Annotated in this window: 25 protein-coding genes; 5 read left to right on the top strand and 20 right to left on the bottom strand. The window is 55.8% G+C overall.

The annotated features are described in order from the left end of the window. Window positions 1-3: 3 nt before the first annotated feature. The 15 genes from Q31a_RS24110 to Q31a_RS24040 form a co-directional block, all read right to left on the bottom strand. On the bottom strand, window positions 4-462 hold the full coding sequence (locus Q31a_RS24110) for a hypothetical protein (protein WP_145083551.1): 459 nt from the start codon (window positions 460-462) through the stop codon (window positions 4-6). Beyond that, the gene (locus Q31a_RS24105) at window positions 462-836 is read right to left on the bottom strand and encodes a hypothetical protein (protein ID WP_145083548.1); all 375 of its coding nucleotides are present in this window, start codon (window positions 834-836) and stop codon (window positions 462-464) included. The genes Q31a_RS24110 and Q31a_RS24105 overlap by 1 nt, the downstream gene beginning before the upstream one ends. A gap of 18 nt (window positions 837-854) precedes the next feature. Beyond that, on the bottom strand, window positions 855-1,811 hold the full coding sequence (locus Q31a_RS24100) for a major capsid protein (protein WP_145083545.1): 957 nt from the start codon (window positions 1,809-1,811) through the stop codon (window positions 855-857). A 65-nt stretch (window positions 1,812-1,876) separates the two neighbouring features. Then, entirely contained in the window at window positions 1,877-2,911 is a 1,035-nt protein-coding gene (locus tag Q31a_RS24095; RefSeq protein WP_145083542.1) for an HK97 family phage prohead protease, read from the bottom strand. Between the two features lie 81 nt (window positions 2,912-2,992). Next, the gene (locus tag Q31a_RS24090) at window positions 2,993-4,504 is read right to left on the bottom strand and encodes a phage portal protein (protein ID WP_145083539.1); all 1,512 of its coding nucleotides are present in this window, start codon (window positions 4,502-4,504) and stop codon (window positions 2,993-2,995) included. Window positions 4,505-4,550: 46 nt separating this feature from the next. Beyond that, window positions 4,551-4,748 carry a hypothetical protein gene (locus Q31a_RS24085; protein ID WP_145076601.1) on the bottom strand — a complete coding sequence of 66 codons (198 nt, stop codon included), beginning with the start codon at window positions 4,746-4,748 and terminating at the stop codon, window positions 4,551-4,553. Beyond that, entirely contained in the window at window positions 4,745-5,059 is a 315-nt protein-coding gene (locus Q31a_RS24080; RefSeq protein ID WP_145083536.1) for a hypothetical protein, read from the bottom strand. The genes Q31a_RS24085 and Q31a_RS24080 overlap by 4 nt, the downstream gene beginning before the upstream one ends. Before the next feature lie 39 nt (window positions 5,060-5,098). Next, entirely contained in the window at window positions 5,099-5,881 is a 783-nt protein-coding gene (locus Q31a_RS24075) for a DNA-methyltransferase (RefSeq protein WP_197355610.1), read from the bottom strand. A gap of 38 nt (window positions 5,882-5,919) precedes the next feature. Continuing rightward, on the bottom strand, window positions 5,920-6,219 hold the full coding sequence (locus Q31a_RS24070; protein ID WP_145083531.1) for a hypothetical protein: 300 nt from the start codon (window positions 6,217-6,219) through the stop codon (window positions 5,920-5,922). A 2-nt stretch (window positions 6,220-6,221) separates the two neighbouring features. After that, window positions 6,222-8,558: a terminase gpA endonuclease subunit gene (locus Q31a_RS24065; RefSeq protein ID WP_145083528.1), complete on the bottom strand. Its 2,337-nt coding sequence runs from the start codon at window positions 8,556-8,558 to the stop codon at window positions 6,222-6,224. A gap of 57 nt (window positions 8,559-8,615) precedes the next feature. Further along, window positions 8,616-8,927, bottom strand: a complete 312-nt coding sequence (locus tag Q31a_RS24060; protein ID WP_145083525.1) for a hypothetical protein — start codon at window positions 8,925-8,927, stop codon at window positions 8,616-8,618. Between the two features lies 1 nt (window position 8,928). After that, a complete protein-coding gene (locus Q31a_RS24055) occupies window positions 8,929-9,639 on the bottom strand; it encodes a hypothetical protein (protein WP_145083522.1) in 711 nt (236 codons plus the stop codon). A 55-nt stretch (window positions 9,640-9,694) separates the two neighbouring features. Continuing rightward, the gene (locus Q31a_RS24050) at window positions 9,695-10,546 is read right to left on the bottom strand and encodes a hypothetical protein (RefSeq protein WP_145083519.1); all 852 of its coding nucleotides are present in this window, start codon (window positions 10,544-10,546) and stop codon (window positions 9,695-9,697) included. Between the two features lie 4 nt (window positions 10,547-10,550). Next, window positions 10,551-11,159 carry a hypothetical protein gene (locus tag Q31a_RS24045; protein ID WP_145083516.1) on the bottom strand — a complete coding sequence of 203 codons (609 nt, stop codon included), beginning with the start codon at window positions 11,157-11,159 and terminating at the stop codon, window positions 10,551-10,553. After that, on the bottom strand, window positions 11,160-11,636 hold the full coding sequence (locus tag Q31a_RS24040; RefSeq protein WP_145083513.1) for a hypothetical protein: 477 nt from the start codon (window positions 11,634-11,636) through the stop codon (window positions 11,160-11,162). It abuts the gene before it with no gap. Window positions 11,637-11,893: 257 nt separating this feature from the next. Here Q31a_RS24040 and Q31a_RS24035 point away from each other — a divergent pair, with 257 nt between their 5' ends. The 5 genes from Q31a_RS24035 (at window position 11,894) to Q31a_RS24010 (ending at window position 17,546) form a co-directional block, all read left to right on the top strand. After that, window positions 11,894-12,583 (top strand): hypothetical protein, encoded by a 690-nt coding sequence (locus tag Q31a_RS24035; protein WP_145083510.1) that lies wholly within the window; start codon window positions 11,894-11,896, stop codon window positions 12,581-12,583. A gap of 60 nt (window positions 12,584-12,643) precedes the next feature. Then, entirely contained in the window at window positions 12,644-14,158 is a 1,515-nt protein-coding gene (locus Q31a_RS24030) for an SGNH/GDSL hydrolase family protein (RefSeq protein ID WP_145083507.1), read from the top strand. Between the two features lies 1 nt (window position 14,159). Beyond that, on the top strand, window positions 14,160-14,606 hold the full coding sequence (locus Q31a_RS24025; RefSeq protein WP_145083504.1) for a hypothetical protein: 447 nt from the start codon (window positions 14,160-14,162) through the stop codon (window positions 14,604-14,606). A gap of 749 nt (window positions 14,607-15,355) precedes the next feature. Further along, window positions 15,356-16,159: a DUF4263 domain-containing protein gene (locus tag Q31a_RS24020; protein ID WP_261342730.1), complete on the top strand. Its 804-nt coding sequence runs from the start codon at window positions 15,356-15,358 to the stop codon at window positions 16,157-16,159. Window positions 16,160-16,607: 448 nt separating this feature from the next. Next, on the top strand, window positions 16,608-17,546 hold the full coding sequence (locus Q31a_RS24010) for a DUF4062 domain-containing protein (protein WP_197355608.1): 939 nt from the start codon (window positions 16,608-16,610) through the stop codon (window positions 17,544-17,546). A gap of 190 nt (window positions 17,547-17,736) precedes the next feature. Here Q31a_RS24010 and Q31a_RS24005 read toward each other — a convergent pair whose 3' ends face one another. The 5 genes from Q31a_RS24005 to Q31a_RS23985 are packed head-to-tail and all read right to left on the bottom strand — an operon-like array spanning window position 17,737 to window position 20,560. Next, window positions 17,737-18,150 (bottom strand): hypothetical protein, encoded by a 414-nt coding sequence (locus Q31a_RS24005; protein ID WP_145083492.1) that lies wholly within the window; start codon window positions 18,148-18,150, stop codon window positions 17,737-17,739. Further along, on the bottom strand, window positions 18,147-19,160 hold the full coding sequence (locus Q31a_RS24000) for a hypothetical protein (RefSeq protein ID WP_145083489.1): 1,014 nt from the start codon (window positions 19,158-19,160) through the stop codon (window positions 18,147-18,149). Before Q31a_RS24000 ends, Q31a_RS24005 begins: the two co-directional genes overlap by 4 nt. A 26-nt stretch (window positions 19,161-19,186) precedes the next feature. Next, the gene (locus tag Q31a_RS23995; protein WP_145083486.1) at window positions 19,187-19,912 is read right to left on the bottom strand and encodes a sigma-70 family RNA polymerase sigma factor; all 726 of its coding nucleotides are present in this window, start codon (window positions 19,910-19,912) and stop codon (window positions 19,187-19,189) included. A gap of 7 nt (window positions 19,913-19,919) precedes the next feature. Next, window positions 19,920-20,276: a hypothetical protein gene (locus Q31a_RS23990; protein WP_145083483.1), complete on the bottom strand. Its 357-nt coding sequence runs from the start codon at window positions 20,274-20,276 to the stop codon at window positions 19,920-19,922. Continuing rightward, window positions 20,258-20,560, bottom strand: a complete 303-nt coding sequence (locus Q31a_RS23985; protein WP_145083480.1) for a hypothetical protein — start codon at window positions 20,558-20,560, stop codon at window positions 20,258-20,260. Before Q31a_RS23985 ends, Q31a_RS23990 begins: the two co-directional genes overlap by 19 nt. Window positions 20,561-20,567 lie beyond the last annotated feature (7 nt).

Below are 20,567 nucleotides of genomic sequence, written 5' to 3'. Positions count from 1 at the left end.
GAGCTATTCGTTTTCGGAGCGGAATTCCAAACGAATCACACTGGTAAAAATTTGGTTGTCGAGCAGCATGTCCGGTCGGTAGATTGGTGTGTTCTGCATGCGGAGGTAATTTACCCCAGCGATCGCCCTGTCGCGCAGTGCACCATCGGGCCGGAACAGTTGCTTGATGGCATCGACCTTTTGCTCCTGCTCGTCCGACCAGGGGATATTGTTGGCCGGATCCGGATTGGATTCGGTTGGTTCTGGCAATGCGATCTGGTACCCGAGATCCACCTGCAGGTCGAGCAGGTCAATCCCACGCTTGGCATTGGTGTCCTCGCCAATGCCAACGATGATGTATTTTCCCTCGCGAACTTCACCCGGAGTGAAATAAGCGATCTTGCGCCGTTCGATCACGATCGACAGCTCGGCGGCGATCGCACTTTGCAATGCGATTGTCAGCTCTTGGATCGGGGTGGGCATCAGTCAATCACCGTGTGAGTTCTACGCCAGGTCTGCAGGCCATCGGACCAACGCCAACAATTGCGGCTTCCATCACCAGACTGGACTCGGTAAACCGTGCCGTCGAGTTTGGTGATCACGTGACCGAGTTCCGGTTCAATGGGTGTCCCGGTTGGATTGATCAACGTGGCAGGATCGATCAACACGTCCCACTGTTTCGACACGAGCGAAAAGTTGTCGCTCATGTCTACTTGATCCTCGCCTGGGCGAGTAAACACCACCTTCAATTCAGCGATCACAAACCCGGTAGCCTTGTAGGTCACCAGCACGCCCCGCGTTTTCAGCAGAGTCCGCCAAAGCAGCTTCTGCAAAGTTAGCGCGGGGGCGTTGGGCATGGTGGATCCAGTTCCTGCTTAGGAAGCGGCGACGGCCGTTGTGTACGTGGAACAAGCCGAGGTTGTCACGATCGGCACCCCTTCATACTCAGTTGGCAATGGTGCAGGAGCTCCGGTGGCGTTGGTCGCGGTCCGGCTCTGCATCAATTGCTTGCGAGCTCGCTTGTTCATCACGATATGCGTGGGTGGCGCTTCCTCGGGGAACAATTCCATTAGGTTGGCCAGCAAATCGTCGGTCAGCGTGTTGGCCGAAGCCCCGTCCGCCAGATTGAGGTTGACCAGGCGGGCCACGCTCTTGGCCCCTCCAACCTGCAGGCCAAGCCATCCGTCGATCTCTTGGAACAGGGCTGGGAATTGCTTCCCATCACCATCGGAAACCAATTGCCGTTCCCAGGGCTCGATGGCAATGTTGCCACTATTGCCCAGGATCACGGCGCAGTTCGCGAAATCGCTCGTCGCCCGAATCATCCACACGTCACCGAACACACCGGTGCTTGTACCACCAGCGGTCAGCACCATGGCGTCATCGATCTTGTTCAGTCCAACGTTGTCCACCAAACCAAGAAAACCACCGGCATCTTCGGCGGTACCGTAGAAGATCTGCCGTTCGGCAGCCTTCATCGCAGCTCGCAAGTGCATCATGGCTTCCATGGCCATCACGAAGGCTTCACCCTTGGGATTGCTCTTGGCAATCATCGCGTCCAAGTGGAAGGTCGCATCCAAGATCTTGAGCGTTTCGGTCACCCACACGCGTCCGGTCTTGCTGTGATCGCGACCGGCGTTGGGAGCACGGAAGCCAACGGTTGGAGCGGTCACGTGCTTCAAGTACTTGTGGTCAGTACCGTGGCTCGCAGTTTGTGCGGGCAGGATCCGCAACACGGGAGCATCCAGGAAAATATCCGTTGCTCCATAGTCCTCCACGCTGACATCGTTTAGTAACGCGATGTCGGCGAGCGTCATTAGTGAATCGGCCATCCTAGCCCCCGGTCCTTGTGTGAGTTGAAATCAGTAAGTTGTTGCCGCTCGACTGCAGGTGAGAACTACTTCTTGCCTTCGGTCCCAGCTGCGGAGCGGAACAGGTCCTCGAACTTGGCCCCCTGCTTGCCCTTTCCGGTACCGGTATCCACGCCCTGCGTTTCACCGAGATCGAGTTTCGCCAGCTTGTCCTCGGCGGTCGATTGAGCGACCGTCGCATCCTTGGCGGATTGTTCGAGCTTCGCACAGTGCTTTTCGAGCCCCTGTTCGTAGCTCAGTCCCTGGCTGAAGTACTCGGCGCCGTCGGCGGCGCCAAACTTGGCGGTAAACTTGCCCAGCTGGGCCTTGAACTCGTTCTCAAACTGAGCTCGATCGACTGGAGTTCCTTCGGTCTTAGTCGCCGACGTTTCAGGCTTTTGAGAATCGGTGGATTGCTTGCCCGCTTCAGTCTCTTTGCCATCAGTTGCAGGTGTGGTTGGAGTGGTTTTAGTCATTGGTTTATCAGTCCAATTGAGGGAGAACAGGGCGGGTGAATCTTCCCCCGCTTCGAAATTGGCTTGCGATCCGCCATCCACGCCGGTCAAGCAGAACGCACAGCGGAGCAATTCCCACTTGCGAACGATCACTTGCGGACCCGCGATTTCTTGACCGTTGACCGTGGTGGTGAATCCTTCGGGTAGATACTCCATCACCGCCGTGGCAGGGTTGAAGTGAATCGAAGCTTCGTAAGGAATGCCAGCGGGACCAAGATCCATGATCTTGGCCGCTTCGTCCTTGGGATCACGACTAATCAACTCGCCATCGAGCCACAGTCCCGCATCGTTAACCGTGAACTTATCGGCCACGCCGATTGGTTCATTGGGATCGTGCCGATAGTCGAACGCGATCTTGGGCTTGTGAACCAGCCCCTCGAAATCGTGCACGATCGAATCCCAATACCAATGGTAAACGGGTGCACCGGTACGAGCCAACACGTTGACCGGCATACGTCGCAGGCCGTTTTTGCGCTCGGTTGCAGCTTCCCATTTGCACTCACTCGCAGCGAATGCAAACGCATCGGCGGGAGCTTGGGTCGGATTGGATGGGTCGAATTTCTTCATGCGGACCAGTGTGCCGTACTACCCAATCCCTTCGCTAGATGCAATTGCCGAGAAAGAATTGGTAACGCGAGTAGTTGGCAACTACACCGCCGCCTCGGGTGCCCCTACACCGAAGTCTGCGGAAAAATTGAGCTTGTGCTCGTAGTCCGGGCCAATGACTGCCTTCCCTTGGTCCATCGCGTACTTGATGATTTCCAGCGTGGCATCGATGTTGTCACGTGGATCACCTCGATCGCGTTCGCGGCAGACGCGATCGGGATTGTCGAATCCGGCCCCAATGGCCTTGATGTCCCCCACAATTTCCTCGCTCGGCTTCCACCATGGCATCCCTCGGGGAATCCATTCGAACTTGATGTCGGCAATGGTCTGGCCACTGGGCGGAGTCCAAATGCCATCGGCAATCCACCGCTGCAGCTGCCATAGCGTCCACCGTCTGCGAGCTTCGATTTGATCGGCGCGGCGATCCCCACACGACCGTTCGTAGTGTAGCCAGGCCGTTCTGGATCCAGAGTAGTTGGTAAATCGCTCGTTGTAGAAACTGTAGGGGATGTCCAGCGACTTCAGACCCACGGCCAGGACAATCTCAATGAAGCTCTGGAATTCAGTAGCGGGAGTGTTGCTCTCGATCACTTCCACACTCTCGTCGGTGTCGAGATCGAGTACCGTTGGTCCGCCCGATAGATCGAACTCCCGGGGCCTGGAAACGTCTTCCTCGCAGGCCTCGCCATCGAGTACGGCTTGTTCCCCAGCGGTTGGCAACGCTTCGTTGAGCCCTTGGGCTTCGCTCTTCCGCAGCAGTGCCAGGGCGAACAACTGCGTAATCTTCATTTTCACTTGGGCGTAGTCGATGTTGTCATAGACGTCGCGAAAGTTGTTCAGAGCGGCGACAATGGGCGAGATGCCCCGCACTTGATCCGAAGCGGGACGATCGAAGAATCCATACAGCAGAAAATTCTGAGCGGGTACCGTGCGGCGGAATTCGTAGCCACGGCCACCCTTCTTGCGACCGTGCACGGAATACTGACGAGGCAATCCGGCGTAGTCGACCTGCACACCGTCGACCCATTCGAATCGATCGTCGCTCCGTTTCTTCTCACTTGCTTCGGGATCTCGCACGCAATCCGATTCAATCAGCTGCGTGTGGCCGGAGCGCAAGCGCAGCATGCCAATGTCGCCGTCGAGTACTCGGGAGGCCTCCACCTGGCGGAACATCTTCTCACGCGAGAATCGGCCACCGCGATCGCAGGCCAGCGGACGGGACTGGATTTCCATCAATTGCTCGATGGCTTTGTTCAATCCGCGATCGCTCGTTTTGGCTTGAAAGGTAAAGCTAGCGCAGTAATCCAAGTGCCTGCGGATCATCCAAGCGGCAATGGAAAAGTTCTTAGCCAGGTCGCGGGCACTCGCCTGCAGCTTGGTTCGCTTGCCCGCACTAACATGGACATCTTCCCGGACGATTCTATTGGGAGCCGCCTTGCGGCGGCCCTTGGCCTCCAGCGCATCGTAGGAGAATTGGCCACCACCGCTGCCACGTTCGACCGGTCCGGTGGATGGGACGTCGTAAACGAAATGAGCGGCGTTTGCAGTAACCATGGCAATCTAACTATCTATACGTAAAGCTGTGACAAAAAATGGAAACCTAGCCCAAGCGAGGCTTGAGGATGAACGGACGTCGACGCGTCTTGGGGGACAGCTTGCGTTCCAGGTCCCCACGCTCGCTGCGTAGGCTGTCGTGATCCCAAGTTGTCGTCACACCGTCGACCGTGACCGACTTGGCACCCGACTGCAGGATGCAATCGATCTCATCAATGCGAGCTTTGATTTCGGTGGGGCTCATGATTGCTGGGACCTCTTCTTGGGCAGATTTTCATAGCACTTGTCGATGCGGTGCTGGCCACAATCCCGACACTGCGTCCGTCGCCACACGATTTGCGTGTAGGGCTTGCCCGTGATGGGATCCACTCCGGGGTAAGCCATCCGCGTTGGATCATTCGCGTAGGGAGTCCGCAGGCTGGATCCACATTTCTTGCAACGCGATCCGATGACGTCGACCTCGTCGCGTTGGATGTCTTTCGACCCTTTGGGCCTCCCGTTGCGGCGCCGAGGAGCGGTCGGGTTCTTCGGCGCGGGGTTCTTGCGAGTAGCCATGGGCATCCTTGTCTAAGCTGAAAACAAATAGTGGTCTGACTACGGGGTACTGAACTCTTGCAATCGCTGCACGGCAATATCGTGGTAGTGCTTTACCGATTCGATACCGATGTACCGTCGATTCGTTTGCAAGGCGGCCACACCCGTGGTTCCCGATCCCTGGAACGGATCGAGCACGATTCCTTCCGGAGGTGCCAGCTGCATTAGTTCATGCATCAATTCAAGCGGCTTTTGCGTCAAATGCAGTTTATTGTTCCGCATCGTCGGATACTGAAAAACGCCATTGAGGTAGATGTCTTTCTGACGCTCCGCTTTGCCCGATCGCCGCGCGTGGAGAATCATCTCGACTTGGTTCCGCATGCCGTTGCGGTTCGGACGCGTGCAACGTCCCTTGTCCCAGACACCGACGCTGCGGACATGCAGTCCAGCCGCCCCGATCACTTCGATAAAGCGAGTGAGACTCATCCAGTCACAGAAGACGAGTAGATCGGCACCTGGCTTGCAAGCCCTGCGGACCTTGTCGAAGATGGTGGTCATCATTCGCATCCAGGCCTCCGGCAACATGGCATCGCCATCGATGTCCGGGAGTTTTTCCTTTCGATCGCTGCTCTGGTACTTCTCCGAAGAGGGACGCAGTCGTTTCGCAACCGTGGTTCCTCCCGATCCGTAGGGAGGATCCGTGATCACGGCGTCGATGGTCCCTTCCTCGATACAGTCCAGAGCGATCTCGGCGCGTGAGTGGTAAGAGTCCCAGCGGTTGCCCGTGATGGGAACGAGAACCGAGGATTCTTTGCATTTGGGGCAGAGTTGATTGGTATTCATGGGAGTCCGTTCATCATGTTGTGCATCAAGTGAGTAAGCTAGCGCAACCGCTCGACGATCCATTCGAGAAGGGGCTGCGATACCACATTCAATTTTCCGGAGGCGAGGTGTTGCAACACCTCCTTGGCACCACTGATCGGAATCTCATAGTCGATCGGTAGTGCGTTTGTCTTGGCAGCGTCGGTAATGCCACGCCGTGGTGTTGCGTAGTAGGCCGCGCTGCGCTGTTGCATTTGTCGTAGTAGATTCTGAAGTTGAGCTATTGCTTCATGATGTGAAATCTCCTCATGCGTTGGAGGAACGGGGTTGCGTTTTCGGGGTGCCGCATTTTTTGCCATCGCTAGGCCTTGATTGTGGTACGTCGTCTGGGGCGTTTTGAGCTGCTCGCAGCTCTCCGCACCGTTAGATCGGCCAATTTGGCTCCTTCAATCCCGGCCATTGCCATGGCTCCGGCCGTTGCATCGAACAAATCATTGTCGGGTTTGTTATCGGGCAACGTCCAGATGTGTACCACGCGGCTACCGTTGCTCGTTTCCGATCGAGTCTCCGACCGATAGTGCTCGGCAATCAATCGATGCGTGGTGATCATCTCCGGTTGGAACAGGGACAAGCAACCGGCGTCGCCCATCGGTACCGCCAGGCGTGCGTGCACGAATGACTTCCAATAGTTGCTGTCGAGCAGTGCATACAATCCACCGCCAGGTCGAGGGCGGATCGCGTAGCCCACGCCCAGCGTTTCCCCCGGCTTGGCCGTCCAGAACTCCATGGGCATTTTCATCGCATCCAAACCACGGCCAAACGTGGGCAGCATGATTGATCGGTGAGGCGACTCGATGGCGCACGCGTAGACGATCGGGCTCGACTTGCCCCAGGCGGCATCGATGCCCAGCCGCTTGATCCGCATCGACGTGCGGCCATCGGGCATCGTGTAATCAGTGGTAGCCAGATCCGCGGTCAAATCCATGATCCCTTGTCGGATGCGCCCCTCTTGGCCACGCCCCTTGTAGATTTGGGAGAGACGCTTGCCGAGTTTGCGTTTCGAATAGTACTTGGCCGTTTGCCGAGGCCAGGTCCCATAGTCCAACAGCCAGGCGTCAAAACTCGATCGAGCTGTCGCAATCACTGAGTAGAACAGGCATTCGCCCTGCACGTCGATAAATCCCGTGACCAGGTTGGCCACCGGTGGCAGGATCAGACGCGGGTAGCCGTTCACCTTGGCCTGGATCTCGTCGACGCTGAGCAGGTCCTCGGCATCGTCTGCCCCCTTGGGCTTGTTCTGGTATTCCTGCCAAAACATATCGCCCAAACGCAGCAGCAAATTGTAGGCATGCTGCAGCGGTGAAACTTCGTCTTTCCGCTTTCGCACTTCCCACGCCACGCGAGAACCGGCATGCAGCCGCTTCCAGTGTTTTTTCACGAACGTATTGCAAGGGGCCATTCCCAGTTCAGTCGCCATCGACTCGCGATAGACGTTGCCATATTCCTCCCACAGTTCGGTCTCCGTTGGCCATTCGTAGACCAATTGAAAACGCTCACCATGGAAGTCTGGGAATTTCTCGGGGTTGAGCAGCTGGTCCGCCACGTCATCGGGTTCGATCACTGTGCAGGTGCAGAACCCGGAGATCGATTCCCCCGGACCAGCCAGACCGGGACAAGTTCCCGTGATCACATTCAAGCGTGAGTTCACCTGCGTCCGTGATTTGGCCGAGGTGTCGGTTTGCGGATCATCGACCACGAAACAATCGGGCCGCACAATCTCACCGGTGGGCAAGGCCTGCTGCATGCCACGGATCTTGCCACGGATGCCTGCCGTTTCCACAACCGCCATGCTGGCGGTACGTCCACCTTCAGGAACCTCGCCACGCAGGGGCACGTTCGCAAACTGGATGTGCTTGCTAGTCCAGCGGATGTAGGTTCGATTGCCTTGGTACAGCTGGCCACGGCAGCGGTTGGCAATTCCCTCGAGGCGGCGAATCGGATAGGCAGCCTCCGGGAACAGGTCGAGCAGACGATCGTTGGTTTCCAGTTCGACCTTGATTCCGTCGAGCAGCTTCGTGGCCGCATCACGATCGGCGCCAATCAGTGCGATGTAGCGTTTGTGTCCGGAGACAATGGCCCACAGCACGGCCGCAATGACCAGCGTTGTCTTGCCGGTACCACGGGGCATAGCGATCGCAAAATTGTCACCCGTCAGAATGGCCCGTTCCATCTTCTTGATGGCGGTCAGGTGATCTTCGGACCAACCTAGGTGGAACCGTTCAGGTAAAACTTCGTCGCAGAATTTACGCAGCGACTTGGAGACGCGCGCCCGGGCCTTGGGATCGGTGACCTGCGGCATTTCGCCAGCGATGTCCCGACCATCTTCGGAGAGTTGCTTTTGCCGCTCTCCGGCTCGCTTCTTGTGACGGGCGTAGGCATCGGCCGTTTGGATCCACGCATCGTCGGTGGTGGCCCCAGAGAATACCCGCTTGGCACCAGCCCGCTTGGTTTTCTTAGACTCGCTCGCAGCGGCTTTTTTTCGAGCCGCCTTTTTCGTAGCGGCCGTCGTCTTGACTTGCTCCTTGGGCGACGGCCGTTTCTTGGGAGTAGACGTGCGAGATCGCGAGGCTACCTTGGCAGGTGCCTTCTTGGCCGCTTTCGCGGGGAGCGTTTTGACGGCCGCCTTTTTCTTGGCCATGCAGTTTCATTGTTGGTGGATCCGCATCGCAACAATTGTCCGACCGATCGATTCCGATTAGGCGGTCGGTTTGACGGCAGCCACGGCGGCGGCTGCCGGACGTGCTGGCTGAGCAGTCGCAGCCACATCGCCCGTGGGCCCAGCTGCTTGCAGCAATTTGTTCCGCAGTCCCACTTCGATTTCGGCTTGTCGCATCTCTTGAAAGATACGCCGCATGGCTTCGATCTCCCGTGCGTCGAGCCCATCGAACGGATTGACTCCGGCTGCCTTCGAACGCGTGACAAAGGCTCGCATGGCGATGACAGCCACACCGACCAGCAACAGAAAACCAAAGGCGAGTGCAGACCCACCAACTATTAGGGACGTCATGTTATTTGGGCCTAACAAGAAAGAGGACAATGGCACTGACTACCAAGACGAACAACAGAAATCCGCAGGCGAGTACTGCGAACAGCGTCGATACACCACTCGCCATGGAATCGCGCACGGGCGTTTTGATTTGCACAAAATCGGACGAATCGGGCAGCTGCGGATTTACGTTGGGCAGCCAAGTATCGGGCCGAGGCGGGCAACCATCTGGACCGCATTGCTCATACTCGTAGCCGATCTGCGTTTTCAACCCGGACTCGGCGGTACCGCCAGACGGATTGAGCTGCGGATCCAAAGCCACGTAGTACTTGATCTCGTCGAGTAACTGACGGCCATCGGTCGGCACACGGTTCCCACTCGCCTTGTACCAATACGCCCCGTCGCTTCGCTGGACGCACACGATTGGGAAAGTGCTGGTCGGGAACATCGTGGAGAACCGGTCGCGGTAGATCGGATCGGACGAGGTGTAATGTTTGAAGTGGCTCGACTGGGCGAACCGCAGCAGCTCGCCACCCTGCACTGCTCGCACTAGGGCCGCCTCTTGCGGGCGGGCCGCGTAGTCGGGATGCGTGAAGATGGACAAATACGGACGCGCAGCATCCGCTGGGTCGGCTGGCACGTTCTGGGCCACGACAAGGCCACACTGCAGCGACATCAGCCACAATGCCACGCTTCGGACCAATACGGTTTTGCAATTGAATGGGGGACGCATACGGCGAATCCTGTGATGGGGGAAGTTGCACGATCCACGATCGCCGCCGGGACCGTTATTTGCTCGGCACGATCCGCAGTGCTGTCGCCGGTACCGGCGGACTGTCTGGGATGCCAGCGGCAACAATCGGCAATCGTTCTAGCGGTGGCAAGATGCCCGCTTCGGTGACAACTCGCATCGTGCCGTCGGCGTTGGTTGGATTCGGCAATTCTGTCGACAGGTAGGGCTGTTCCGCCTCGGTGGGCTTATACAGCGGTTGTCGATCGAGTGTCGTGGTTGGATCCACCCGTGGTCCCAGACTGCTGGGCAGCTCGCCCACGTCTCCCGGCTCACTTAGCAAGCTGGTAACCGTGCTTTGCTTCCGCTCGCCAAGGGCCGCCTTGTTGAGTGGTCCGTAAGTGTCTTCGATCGACTCGCCTCGAATGTCCGACGGCGATCGACTGGGAGCAATTTCCAGTGGGCAGGTTGGACAATTGGGCGCGTTGAGCGGTTGCCGGTAAACGGGCTGTGAGAGTCCCGAGGGGAGCGGTACCGGGTTACTCGAGTAACCGGGCCCCGTAATCACGTAGCGAGTGGCCACGTACTGCACTGCCTGAGGCTGCGGAGCACAGCAGCTGTTCATCCGGGAGGCTCGGCGAGCTCGCACGCGATCGAATAACCCCTGCTTGGCTTCGTTGAGGGCCCCCTTGTTCACTGGACCGTAGGCCGCTTCCATCGAATCGCTGGATCCAGCCAGGCCGGTCACTCCCAAGCGAGGCAGTACGCCAGGTCGCGAGTCTTCACTCGTCGCCGGTTGGTAGGCCGATGCGATGATGGATCCACCGACGATGATCGCACACAGTGCGACCGCCGTGGCAGCTCCGATGCTGAGATGGATCACGTTGTGCTGTTTCGGATAACCGTTCATGGACTCAGGTTCCTTTGGGAATGTAGGCGGGCCATGGCAATGGTCCGGTGGGGGTGAACACGGCGATGGCGGCGAAACCACCGTAGCTTCGCCAAGCTCGGAGGAAAGCATGTTTTTCAATCGCCAGAAATTGACCGGTGCGGTTGTTGTCGAGAATGAACGCGTATTCGATGCCATTCATTTCGGAGAATCCGCAGAAGGTGACGCAGTGCTGCGGGTAGTACCAGATGATGGCACCACGACGCGTGTCACTCGCCCACTCCAAGACGCTTGGCTCTCCGTTCTCGGTGAACACAAAGGGGATTTGTTCGGCTCGCCATTTAGTGAGGATCGAATAGGCCGTTTCGCCACCGGCGTACTCTCGACGCCAGGCCGCTGCGAGCGACTGCTTACCCTGCCAGCGGAAGTGACTGCACGAGCTCGCGTGTACGCATGATCCTTGGCCGTTGCCGGAATGCTCCCAGTTTGTTTGCCGCAGACTGGCTGGAAGATTGGCGACCGGAATTTCCGGTGGTGGCGCTGGGTAGGCCACCATCTCGGGAACTCGATCGACATCGCATCCAATCGAGACAACCAGGACCAAGGCCAACAACGCTCGCGGTGGGAATCGCATTCACTTACTCGCTTTAGCGGCTGGCTTGGGTTTGGGCTTGTTCAAGGCGAACGTGACTGAACCTTTGACCGTGGCCATCGTGCTCGATCTTAGACGTTTCAGGAATTGATCGGCTTGTTCGATATAGGTCTCATGCACCGAAGGTAATTGTGATGTGCTTTCTTTCACCGCAATGATTCCTGCAATGACTTCCGCCCGTTTCTCCGTCGGGACTTGTGCGAGCAGCAGGGCGGTCACGCGCACCGGATCGGCCGCGCTGGTGGCCGATCGTTGGCCATCGGTTCCAAGATTTAGATATCCGATAACCCGCTCGCAGATCTGCTTGCGTCCGATCTTGCCCTCGATGGTGACGTCGACCTTCGTCGGAGTCTCAACGGGCAGTAGCGATTTGTCGGTGCGTTTCTTAGCCAGAAAACCCAATGCGGCCCAAAGAATCGTTGATAAATTGGCAGCGGTGTCGGCAGAACGTTTGACCATTGCGGCATCCATGCGTGGCAATTGAAGGGGCCAAGGCGGACGCATCCTTGCGTCTGCAACTAAGGAGAACTTGCCGAACAGTCTTGTTCGTCGCCTTGGCGTTTCGAAAAGGGCTCGGGGTGCAATGTGAATCCTTCACAATTGCAGTAGCGAGTTGAATCGCATCCGTGCAATCTGTCGCACCCTCGCCCTACTCTGGTATACAGCACTCGTTAGTAAATACGCAAGATACCCACAAACACCTGAAGTTTGTTCAGATGCCCGACTACAGCGACCTAGATCCGAATCGTCTCAAACCCGGTCTGACCGACGGTTCGGGCAACCTCAAACCGTCACTCGTTACGCCAGACTACACCGGCGGCACACCTGACAGTGCAAGCGAGGTCAAGCCATCGCTGATACGCCCCGACGGATCCCTACGTCCAGGGCTGCTGCTTGCCGGCGACCTTAAACCGTCGCTGCTGGCAGTTGTTGGAGGTGTCGATTCCCAGACAATTCAGCTTGGAAAGACTACACCCGGCGATCAAGTCGCAACATCCTTATCTTCAAATTACGTGTGGGCGTCTGGGGCGTATCTGGCAGAGTTCTCTGGGGAAATACAAAGCATCTCGCTGTACACAAGCCAGGCAACGGGTGAAGCAACACTCGGCGTATGGCTGGACAGTGCAGGGACAATCGGTGAGTTGGTCGCAGTATCTGAAGCAGGCGCACCACTTGCGAATGACTGGCTGACACTTTCCGCTTCAGGCTCAATTGTCGCAGGACAAAGCTATTGGGTTGGATGGAACTTTTTCACTAACAGAAATGTTGGTTATGACACAGCGGTTAACGGTACTACCAAGTTCAAGGCAAGTGCGTACTCATCCGGTGCGTTAGAAGATCCATTCCCTGGCTCTCCATCAGTGGTTGGTCGAAGATATCCCGCGTACTTGACCTATCAAACCTAGTTGATTGTTTGAGACGACTTGCACGACAGAAGAATAGACATTCAGCAAACAGGTGGAAGAATGCCAACATACAACGTGAACTTTGGGATTGATAAGAAAGATTTGACGACCGTCGCGTATTCCTTCTTGGACGGTGATGGTGCCGTGATCATCCCAGCTAAGACCGTCGGTGTAGTCGAGATTGCCGACGGTGTTTACCAGGTAACAGCGGGCCGTCCAAATCAAGCTGCAACCATCCTGTGGACGACTGGCGAAGTGACTCCGGCGTATGCGAGCGAGAGTATTGCGACACCCGACTTGCAGCAATCGCACGTAGCAGGCGGCCCAAACTTGCCATGGCAGGGGAACGCTGGATTGAGCGGCGGGGCTGGTGCAGGTAGGACTTTTCTACAAACCGGTAATTCACTCATTGGTGTTCGATTTACCGGTGAAGTCACTCGCTTTCTGACAACACGACGATCTGGGATCACCACTGGCGAGTTTAAGCTATTGATTTTTCGTGGCGGAACACGCATCTACGCGTCACCCAGATACTTCCTGCACGGTTCTTACACGAACGCATCCTTGAGTGATGTCTTGGAATTCGCACTAGATCGCCCATTGGCAGTACGAACTGGCGATAAAATTGGGATTTGGGTCCCAGCAACGGTGGGTGCCGATGCAATCTCATGCCGCACACTATCTGCAGTTGGTTCCGTCAAATGGGCGGAGGGCGACATCACTTCCGAAGCGAGCTTGTCGTCAACCATTCCACTAACAGAGTTGAATATCCAGCTGCTATCTGATCCACCGGTCCTGGTGGTCACCGGTGACTCTATTGCGGAAGGTCATGGAGGCAACACGAAGTACCACGGGCGTTACCATACGAGTGAAACCCTTGGTGGCGAGCTGTCGAGTGAGCTTGGATATTGGGTTGCTAAATACATGGGCAATGTGAGCTACGAAAACCACGCTCTTGGCTCGCAGACATTCGCCTGGGTAGCGTCAACTGGCATTGTTTCGGCGGTTGCGGCGAACCCTGAATATATCTTGATCCACTGCGGCGTGAATGACGTTGTGACCGGTAGAACATGGGCAGCGGTCGAAGCTAACCTAAATACAATCCGTGCGACTGTTCCGCTGACGACTGTGCTCGCTATCGACGAGATACTTCCATGGACTGCGGGAACCGATGCGCAATCTCTGACGATTCGAACGTGGAACAGCTATCTCGCGACCTGGTGTAGAGACAACGGTGTATTGCTCAATAAGTGTCACGACATCCTAGGGCAGATTCGGGAGTCAACTGGTGAGCTTGATGACTTGCTAGCCGCGTACGACCAAGACGAGGTGCACACCACCGCATCGGGCACGAGTCGACTGGGGCGGGCGGCAGCTTCAACTATCCTCACGCAACCGGATGCAACGGTCAACGCTGTGAATGCAAGTGCAACAGGCATCAATGCGGCTACTGCGGCTACTGAAATCGGCAAGGTGCAGCGTAGTGCGAGTCCCGTTGCTGCCGGTGGGCCCGTGCGCAAGACTAACCAGCGAGCGCAGTACGTCGAAGAATCTATGACCACGGTGGAGGAGTAAGATGTCAGAAGTCTCGTACGGGGAGTACTATGGAGATGCGGGTGAAACTACCATCTTGATCAACAATCGCTCGACGGGCGATCCACTCGAACAGGTCCTCGCTAAGGATGTCGACTTGGAGATCCCGGCAGCCACCGTGGAAACGTCGACGTTGGTGTGCACTCTGAGGCGTTGCGTCAACAGTCCGGCACCCTGCGTGGAGCTCGATTCGGTGGCGGGGCTGTCGCGCGTTGCCGGGGTGGTCTCTCCGGATCCGGCGGCTGCCACGTTGGTCCGGACTAGCGATTCCCTTGCAACGCTCCACATCGACGCCATCGCGATTGCACACCTGCGACCGGGGGAATATCAACTCGATCTTACCGAGCTCACCATAGCCGGGAAAACGCATCTCAGGCACACGGTTACCCTGTTCCTCGTCCGCGCCGCCGGAAGACGCATGGCGGAATAGCAGGAATTGGGCATCTAAATCGTTGTCAACTTTTGTAGTATTTCATGCGACCTTTGGCAGGGGGGGGGGTTGGACATGTATGCCGAGTCGGGTAATAATGGCCGAATTGGCCAGGTGCCACAAGGCTAGTCGGGGGGCTGACACGTAGAGAACTTAGGAAAATGGGACTACTTGAGAACATTAACACTCTGCTTCGCGAGCACGATAGAGCGTCGATCGTAAAAGAGGAGGCTCGTCCTTATTCGCAAACAACGCGAATATCTCCCCAAGGGATACGATAGGCTTGAACGCGATAATCATCGTCTGGTAACTGAACACAACGACCTTCGCAAACAACTTAAATCGCATCCCCAAGAATGCTGGAGAATCGAGGCGTCCTTTTCAGACGCCTCCCGGACGGCAACATTCAAGACGAGGCATACTGCCCGAGTTGCAAAATCTCTATGGTTTTGCTTAGCCTTGAGCTTCCGTTTCATTGTTCCAAATGTGACTTGAGGGCGAGCTTCACCGGCCGCGACCTCAAACGAATTGTTGCTGAAGTTGTTTGATACAATCAACTCTATGAAACGTAGTTGATAAGTGCATGCCCCCGTGTTGCCGAGCATGTTGAACTTACCAAATAGATGAGCTCGGCATCCGGGGGATGGCCGACGTTTACGTGACAATAGGATTCGCCGTTGCTCGAAGAAACATATAAGCAAGAACGTGGCCCGGAGGTCACACCGTTCAATCAGTACGCCGATCGTATTGTGACTCAATTCCACGCGTTACTCGATTCCAAACCCAGTGAATCGGCAGTTCAAGATTTCCTCGAACGTCACCCGTCTCTTGTGCCCGGTGCGTGGACCCCCGGAACAAAGTCTGGCCATCCTCCGTTTTGCAATGTACTGATCACTCAGCCCAAACTACCTGGATTTGAAGCCCGCATCCCCGACTTTCTTTGGATTTCCAGGCACAGCGGTTCCATGTATGCTGCGATGGTCGAAATCGAAAGGCCTTCGAAAACCCTCTTCACTTCCGCACCGGTACCCACCGCCGAATTCACACAGGCTTATAACCAATTTGCTCAATGGCGCATCTGGTTTGACTGGCCAGCGAACCAACAATTATTCTACGACCACTACGGAATCACTCCTAAACAGTTGTTTTCACTTGATTTCGATTTGCATTTCATTCTCGTGTTTGGACGTCGTTCTGAATTTGAATCGAAACCCAAGCTGTCGAAACTTCGAGGCAAATTAGCGAATGGGCGAAATGAAGAATTGATTTCGTTTGATCGCTTGTCACCCGATAGATGGCTCGATTGCGCCGTAACGGTCACCCCAGCTGGCGGTGGTCGATTCACTGTGAAATATGTCCCGGAGACATTCACAACATCACCACACGGCGCCCACGATTTGCTCGTACTTGACGGCCTAGAAGCTGCCATCGACTCAAATGATGATATTACGCCTGATCGTCGTGCCTTTTTGAAACAACGTGTTGCCTACTGGTGCAAGTGGGCAAAGGAAAAAAGCAGTTGTTTTATTGCCGGTAGCGCGTACTCGGAGTAACCGAAAGTCAAATAACAAAATGCTCAACCCGGGCGGCGAATGACGGTGTTTTAGGCAAACAATCAATATTGGCTGTCACCCGGTAACAGACAGCGGTCTTGACTTAAACTAAACTGGCCAGTGCGTCATACGACTGATAAGACGCTGGGAAATGCCAAACAAATTCTTGGTTTCAGATCATTAATTGTAGGAGCTTCCAAACAAATCAAATCCTTCATTCGTTTGATTAAGGGCAAAGAGCTGAAGGAAAAATTCACGAACGTGCTTTGCGAAGTGCGAATTCCTGGTGTTAAGGTATTCGGCTGTAACCGCGAGATTTCAGACGTTCGCTATAAACTCTTGCACGAACTGGAATGACTGAACCCAAGTCACCGAGCCAGTCCAACTTGCTAACAATTCCTCGTCGGCGCCAGGGGTGTGACCGACTTTATTTTCGCAAAGGCGTATTTTGGCCAAACCACGAGTATTTGTAAGCAGTACTTTTTACGATCTACGGTACGTTCGATCAGATATTGAGCGGGCAATTCGAGATTTGGGCTACGAGAGTGTGCTTAATGAGCGAGGCCAGATTGCTTATGGGCGCGGTGAGTCACTTGAGCAATATTGTTATCGCGAGATAAGCACTTGCGACATTCTAGTAAACATCGTTGGCGGGAGATTTGGCTCGGAATCTTCAAGTGACGCCAAATATTCAATTTCGCAATTGGAATTGAAGACGGCACATGAACTGAACAAGCAAATTTACGTATTCGTCGAGCGACCGGTTCACGTCGAATATCGCACTTGGATCGCGAATAAAGACCACTTTGAATTCACGCCGCAATACGTCGACGACGTCCGAGTTTATAGGTTTATCGAGGAAGTTTACGGGCTGTCTACGAATAACATAATTTCTGAGTTCGATTCTGTAACTCAAATTGTCCAATACCTACGCGAGCAATGGGCAGGCCTATTTCAAAGGTTTTTGCAGGAAGAATCCAAGAAAGAGGATTACAAAATTACGAGCAATCTAAAATCTGCTGCGGATACCTTGGCGGCATTGATTAAATACACTACCAAGGAACGGGACGAAACGATCAAATCAATACTAGTACACGGACATCCAGTTTTTGCTCAGCTCGCAGATGCTGCAAATATTGGAATTCGAATTCAGTTTTACAACAAGAAGGAACTTACGACGTTAATGACGACGTTTGGTTTCGAAGTAGATTTTATGAATGAATTAGAGTTCACAAAAACAAGGTCGGGCACAAAGACGACTATCAAAGTGGATGAGAGCATTTTTGATTCAGACAATTTGTTGCGACCGATGTCGGACGACCAATGGAAGAATAACTTCGTAACTGTCGACAAGGAAGAGATTTTTGAAGAGGATAATCCATTTTAAGTGGGAATAACCTTCTTGTGCACGTGACTCAGCTGAAGTTGCATGTTTTGGATTTGTGGTCACTCCTCCGGATCGGTGAATATCCCAGTTCCTGTGAAACCTTTCACGGACTGGAAAGACTGAACTCAACTCTGGGTGTCATCCTTCGTGCATTGGTCATCGCCGTCAACGAACTCCTAGGGCACGTGCCCTAGATCGAATCGTCGAACATCGTAGCTTGCCCACAGTTGTCGAGCAGCTCGTCGAGCTCTCGTTCGAGGGCTGCGATTTGCGTGCGAAAGTTGGGTACCCTTTTGCCACGCGTTTTGCGTTGCAGCTTGCGAAGTGCTCTCGCGACTGTGACAATGCGAGAGTGGGCGCCATGCATTTCATCGCGCCGTGCTCTGGCCAGCTGGTTCCCTAGCTCACGAATCATGGGGATTGCAAATTGCCGGTTCCAATCGTGCATGCGTTCTTCATGGGCCGTTGCCTCGCACGATTCCGCCAGCTTGAGCAGCTCGGCCGTCGTCAGCCATTCCGCAGATTCTCGCACCATAACCGCCGCCTGCAGTCGCCAAAAACACTTGCCAGCATCGGCGACGGCCGTTTCTTGTACCGCTGTCATTCGTTGGGATTCTCCTTCTGTTTTCGTCTGCCAATGGCAAGCAATTCGGACATTGACGGGCCGGACAACGCGTCCTGCCTGGCACGCACTTTTCGCTGCTGGAAATCTTCGCGATCGATCGCCGAGTGTCGACGAAGCGGCTCGCCAGGTGTCCAGCATTTCCACGCCGGTACCGTGGGCCATGCGGCTGTGAGCCGGATCATGAGCACGCTAGACGGCTTTCGCCATCGCGTTGGGTGCCGACGCTGTGAGCGATCGTACCAACGGGCGATGGCCATCAGGCTGCGAGTGTCGCAGCCCCGCCCCAGAGCTTGGGCAACGAGTGTCGCTGCCCTCAAAACTCCAAGGTTCAAAAAAACACTCACCACCTCCCCCTCCGTGAGTGGAGGCCGACGAACGCTCGTGGAGTCGTCCGTTGATGTTGGCGCTAGGGGAGAGTGTGGGTGTTTATTAATACTTCTGGTAATAGTTCTGGAATGTTCCTTATAGGGGTGACCGCTGGGGTCACCCGCATGTCCGCTGCGGTCAGCCGGGTGACCGCAGCGGTCACCCGGTTCTTGGGGGGCGGGAACTTCGCGATGCTGTTGAGCGGCCCGTTGCTCGGCCCATGGATTTCCATCCTCAACACCATCGCGAAGGTCTCGTACGCGAGCCCAGTTGATCGAATATCGGTTTGGGTTCTGTCCTCCTCGCTCATACCGTGATTCGGTGACCACTAGCAATCGAAACTCTTTGGCTGCTCGATCAATCACGCGACGTGCCGAGCGTCCGCTGGCCAGCTCCAGGCGATCGGCGATCTCGTCGTAGCTCTTCTGCACCCCATGCCCGGCCCTGTCCAAGGCCATGATCCAGAACAGCAGCTCCCGCACATGCAGATTGGTACTATTGGGCTTTCGCCAGCCTGCACACCGCTTGAATGCTAGGTACAGATCGCTCCGGAGGTCTTGATCGCGACCTTCGGCCAGATCGATTAGCGGGCGTTCCTGCCTACCTCTCTCGTTTCGTGTCATTGTCTTCCATGCCGTTGAGTTTCAATCTATGCCGCTCGCGCAGCGTTTTCTTTCAATCTCGGTCGCAGTGCCGTCATCATCTGACTGACGCGCGATTCGCTCAAACCAATGGTTTCGGCGACTTCCTTCATGCGGTAGCCATGCATGAAATACAGCATCACGACCAACCGCTCGCGTTTGTCGAGTCCACGGAGCAGTTCGCTGCAGTCGCTCAATTGCTGCGGTGAATGTCGATCGGCAATATGGTCGCGCAGGGTGTCCCCCCTGCCCCAGCCCTTCGAGCTGGCATCCGATTCAGCCTCCAGAGACTTGGTCTGTACCGCAGGGATCACAAAGCCCAGGTGTTCTTGCACCTCGTCGTCCGTGGGCTCATGCCCCAATTGTTCCGCCAATGCCCTACGCTTCTTGAGCTTCGCACGGACCGTACGACTTACCGTGTCCAACTTGCGCAGCGAATCGGTGATCGAGAAATGGATCCGCGTAGGCATGTAAGTATTGGGGCCGATTCCTCGATCGGGATCGAACCTCGCGACCGCATCGATCAAGCCCAGGTAGGCGTGCGACAATAGCTCTTCGTATTCAACACCGAGCGGAATCCGGCGGGCGGCACGTCGAGCTGCAGCCTCGGCCAGATGTTGGTACCGCTCAACCAGTTGATTCCGCAACTCGAGCGACTCGCCGCGTTTCTTGGGCGAGCGGCCACGTCGCGCAACAGCGTACCGCTGCCAAAGGTCCATCTCTTCCTGTTCCATCGCTCGTTCAGTCAAATAGGGATAGCTGCCGGGTTTCTAGGTTACAGCCAGATGAGGCTTCGCTTGGAGCTGCAACCACCGCGGCTACTGCATCCACTGGATTAACAACGATCTTGGTGGCGGCGACAGATGTTGCCAGGTGATCCTGGAGCTTTTGAACGAACTCCACGTATTGTTCTGGGCTTGCCACGGCGCGGGCAAATCTGCACCAGGGCACCGCGATCTGCACAACCCAGCGATAGTATTCGGTGTGTTGCTGAATGCCGATCACGCGAAAGTGACCGTCGGCTTCAATCCGAGCCCACAGCCTCCTGCACTGCTCAGCATCGCTTGGTAGGGGCGTGTCTAGCTGCTCGGCGTGCATTGGTTGCCCATTCCAATCAGGCGTTCGTGGGCGGCGATGCATTCATCCACCACGGCATTGCAGTGGGCGAAACTGTCCCCATGCCACTTCATCAACGCATCTAGTGCGAGGTGCCTATAGCGTTCGTAGCTGCGTTCATCCGTGCGGTTGTAATCGCTCGGGAACGGGCAATGCCGTTGCAGGCTCGCCGCTCGCGATCGGTACCGCTTGGGCGTGTCGGCCATTCGAAGGGCTTGGGCGTTTTCCGTCGGGGATGGGGCAGTGCGAACATATTTGCGTACCATGGCAATC

The sequence above is a fragment of the Aureliella helgolandensis genome, assembly GCF_007752135.1.
Classification (GTDB): domain Bacteria; phylum Planctomycetota; class Planctomycetia; order Pirellulales; family Pirellulaceae; genus Aureliella; species Aureliella helgolandensis.
This window is presented reverse-complemented; position numbering and strand designations above follow the sequence as displayed.

Excerpts from the sequence above, each read along its gene's own strand:
- Q31a_RS24070 (WP_145083531.1), bottom strand. The coding sequence starts at position 6,219 with ATGGCAAAAAATGCGGCACCCCGAAAACGCAACCCCGTTCCTCCAACG.
- Q31a_RS24000 (WP_145083489.1), bottom strand. The coding sequence starts at position 19,160 with ATGACACGAAACGAGAGAGGTAGGCAGGAACGCCCGCTAATCGATCTG.
- Q31a_RS24080 (WP_145083536.1), bottom strand. The coding sequence starts at position 5,059 with ATGGCTACTCGCAAGAACCCCGCGCCGAAGAACCCGACCGCTCCTCGG.
- Q31a_RS23995 (WP_145083486.1), bottom strand. The coding sequence starts at position 19,912 with ATGGAACAGGAAGAGATGGACCTTTGGCAGCGGTACGCTGTTGCGCGA.
- Q31a_RS23985 (WP_145083480.1), bottom strand. The coding sequence starts at position 20,560 with ATGGTACGCAAATATGTTCGCACTGCCCCATCCCCGACGGAAAACGCC.
- Q31a_RS24055 (WP_145083522.1), bottom strand. The coding sequence starts at position 9,639 with ATGCGTCCCCCATTCAATTGCAAAACCGTATTGGTCCGAAGCGTGGCA.
- Q31a_RS24075 (WP_197355610.1), bottom strand. The coding sequence starts at position 5,881 with ATGAATACCAATCAACTCTGCCCCAAATGCAAAGAATCCTCGGTTCTC.
- Q31a_RS24035 (WP_145083510.1), top strand. The coding sequence starts at position 11,894 with ATGCCCGACTACAGCGACCTAGATCCGAATCGTCTCAAACCCGGTCTG.
- Q31a_RS24005 (WP_145083492.1), bottom strand. The coding sequence starts at position 18,150 with ATGACAGCGGTACAAGAAACGGCCGTCGCCGATGCTGGCAAGTGTTTT.
- Q31a_RS24050 (WP_145083519.1), bottom strand. The coding sequence starts at position 10,546 with ATGAACGGTTATCCGAAACAGCACAACGTGATCCATCTCAGCATCGGA.
- Q31a_RS24085 (WP_145076601.1), bottom strand. The coding sequence starts at position 4,748 with ATGAGCCCCACCGAAATCAAAGCTCGCATTGATGAGATCGATTGCATC.
- Q31a_RS24065 (WP_145083528.1), bottom strand. The coding sequence starts at position 8,558 with ATGGCCAAGAAAAAGGCGGCCGTCAAAACGCTCCCCGCGAAAGCGGCC.
- Q31a_RS24045 (WP_145083516.1), bottom strand. The coding sequence starts at position 11,159 with ATGCGATTCCCACCGCGAGCGTTGTTGGCCTTGGTCCTGGTTGTCTCG.
- Q31a_RS24060 (WP_145083525.1), bottom strand. The coding sequence starts at position 8,927 with ATGACGTCCCTAATAGTTGGTGGGTCTGCACTCGCCTTTGGTTTTCTG.
- Q31a_RS24105 (WP_145083548.1), bottom strand. The coding sequence starts at position 836 with ATGCCCAACGCCCCCGCGCTAACTTTGCAGAAGCTGCTTTGGCGGACT.
- Q31a_RS24040 (WP_145083513.1), bottom strand. The coding sequence starts at position 11,636 with ATGGTCAAACGTTCTGCCGACACCGCTGCCAATTTATCAACGATTCTT.
- Q31a_RS24095 (WP_145083542.1), bottom strand. The coding sequence starts at position 2,911 with ATGAAGAAATTCGACCCATCCAATCCGACCCAAGCTCCCGCCGATGCG.
- Q31a_RS24030 (WP_145083507.1), top strand. The coding sequence starts at position 12,644 with ATGCCAACATACAACGTGAACTTTGGGATTGATAAGAAAGATTTGACG.
- Q31a_RS24025 (WP_145083504.1), top strand. The coding sequence starts at position 14,160 with ATGTCAGAAGTCTCGTACGGGGAGTACTATGGAGATGCGGGTGAAACT.
- Q31a_RS23990 (WP_145083483.1), bottom strand. The coding sequence starts at position 20,276 with ATGCACGCCGAGCAGCTAGACACGCCCCTACCAAGCGATGCTGAGCAG.
- Q31a_RS24100 (WP_145083545.1), bottom strand. The coding sequence starts at position 1,811 with ATGGCCGATTCACTAATGACGCTCGCCGACATCGCGTTACTAAACGAT.
- Q31a_RS24090 (WP_145083539.1), bottom strand. The coding sequence starts at position 4,504 with ATGGTTACTGCAAACGCCGCTCATTTCGTTTACGACGTCCCATCCACC.
- Q31a_RS24110 (WP_145083551.1), bottom strand. The coding sequence starts at position 462 with ATGCCCACCCCGATCCAAGAGCTGACAATCGCATTGCAAAGTGCGATC.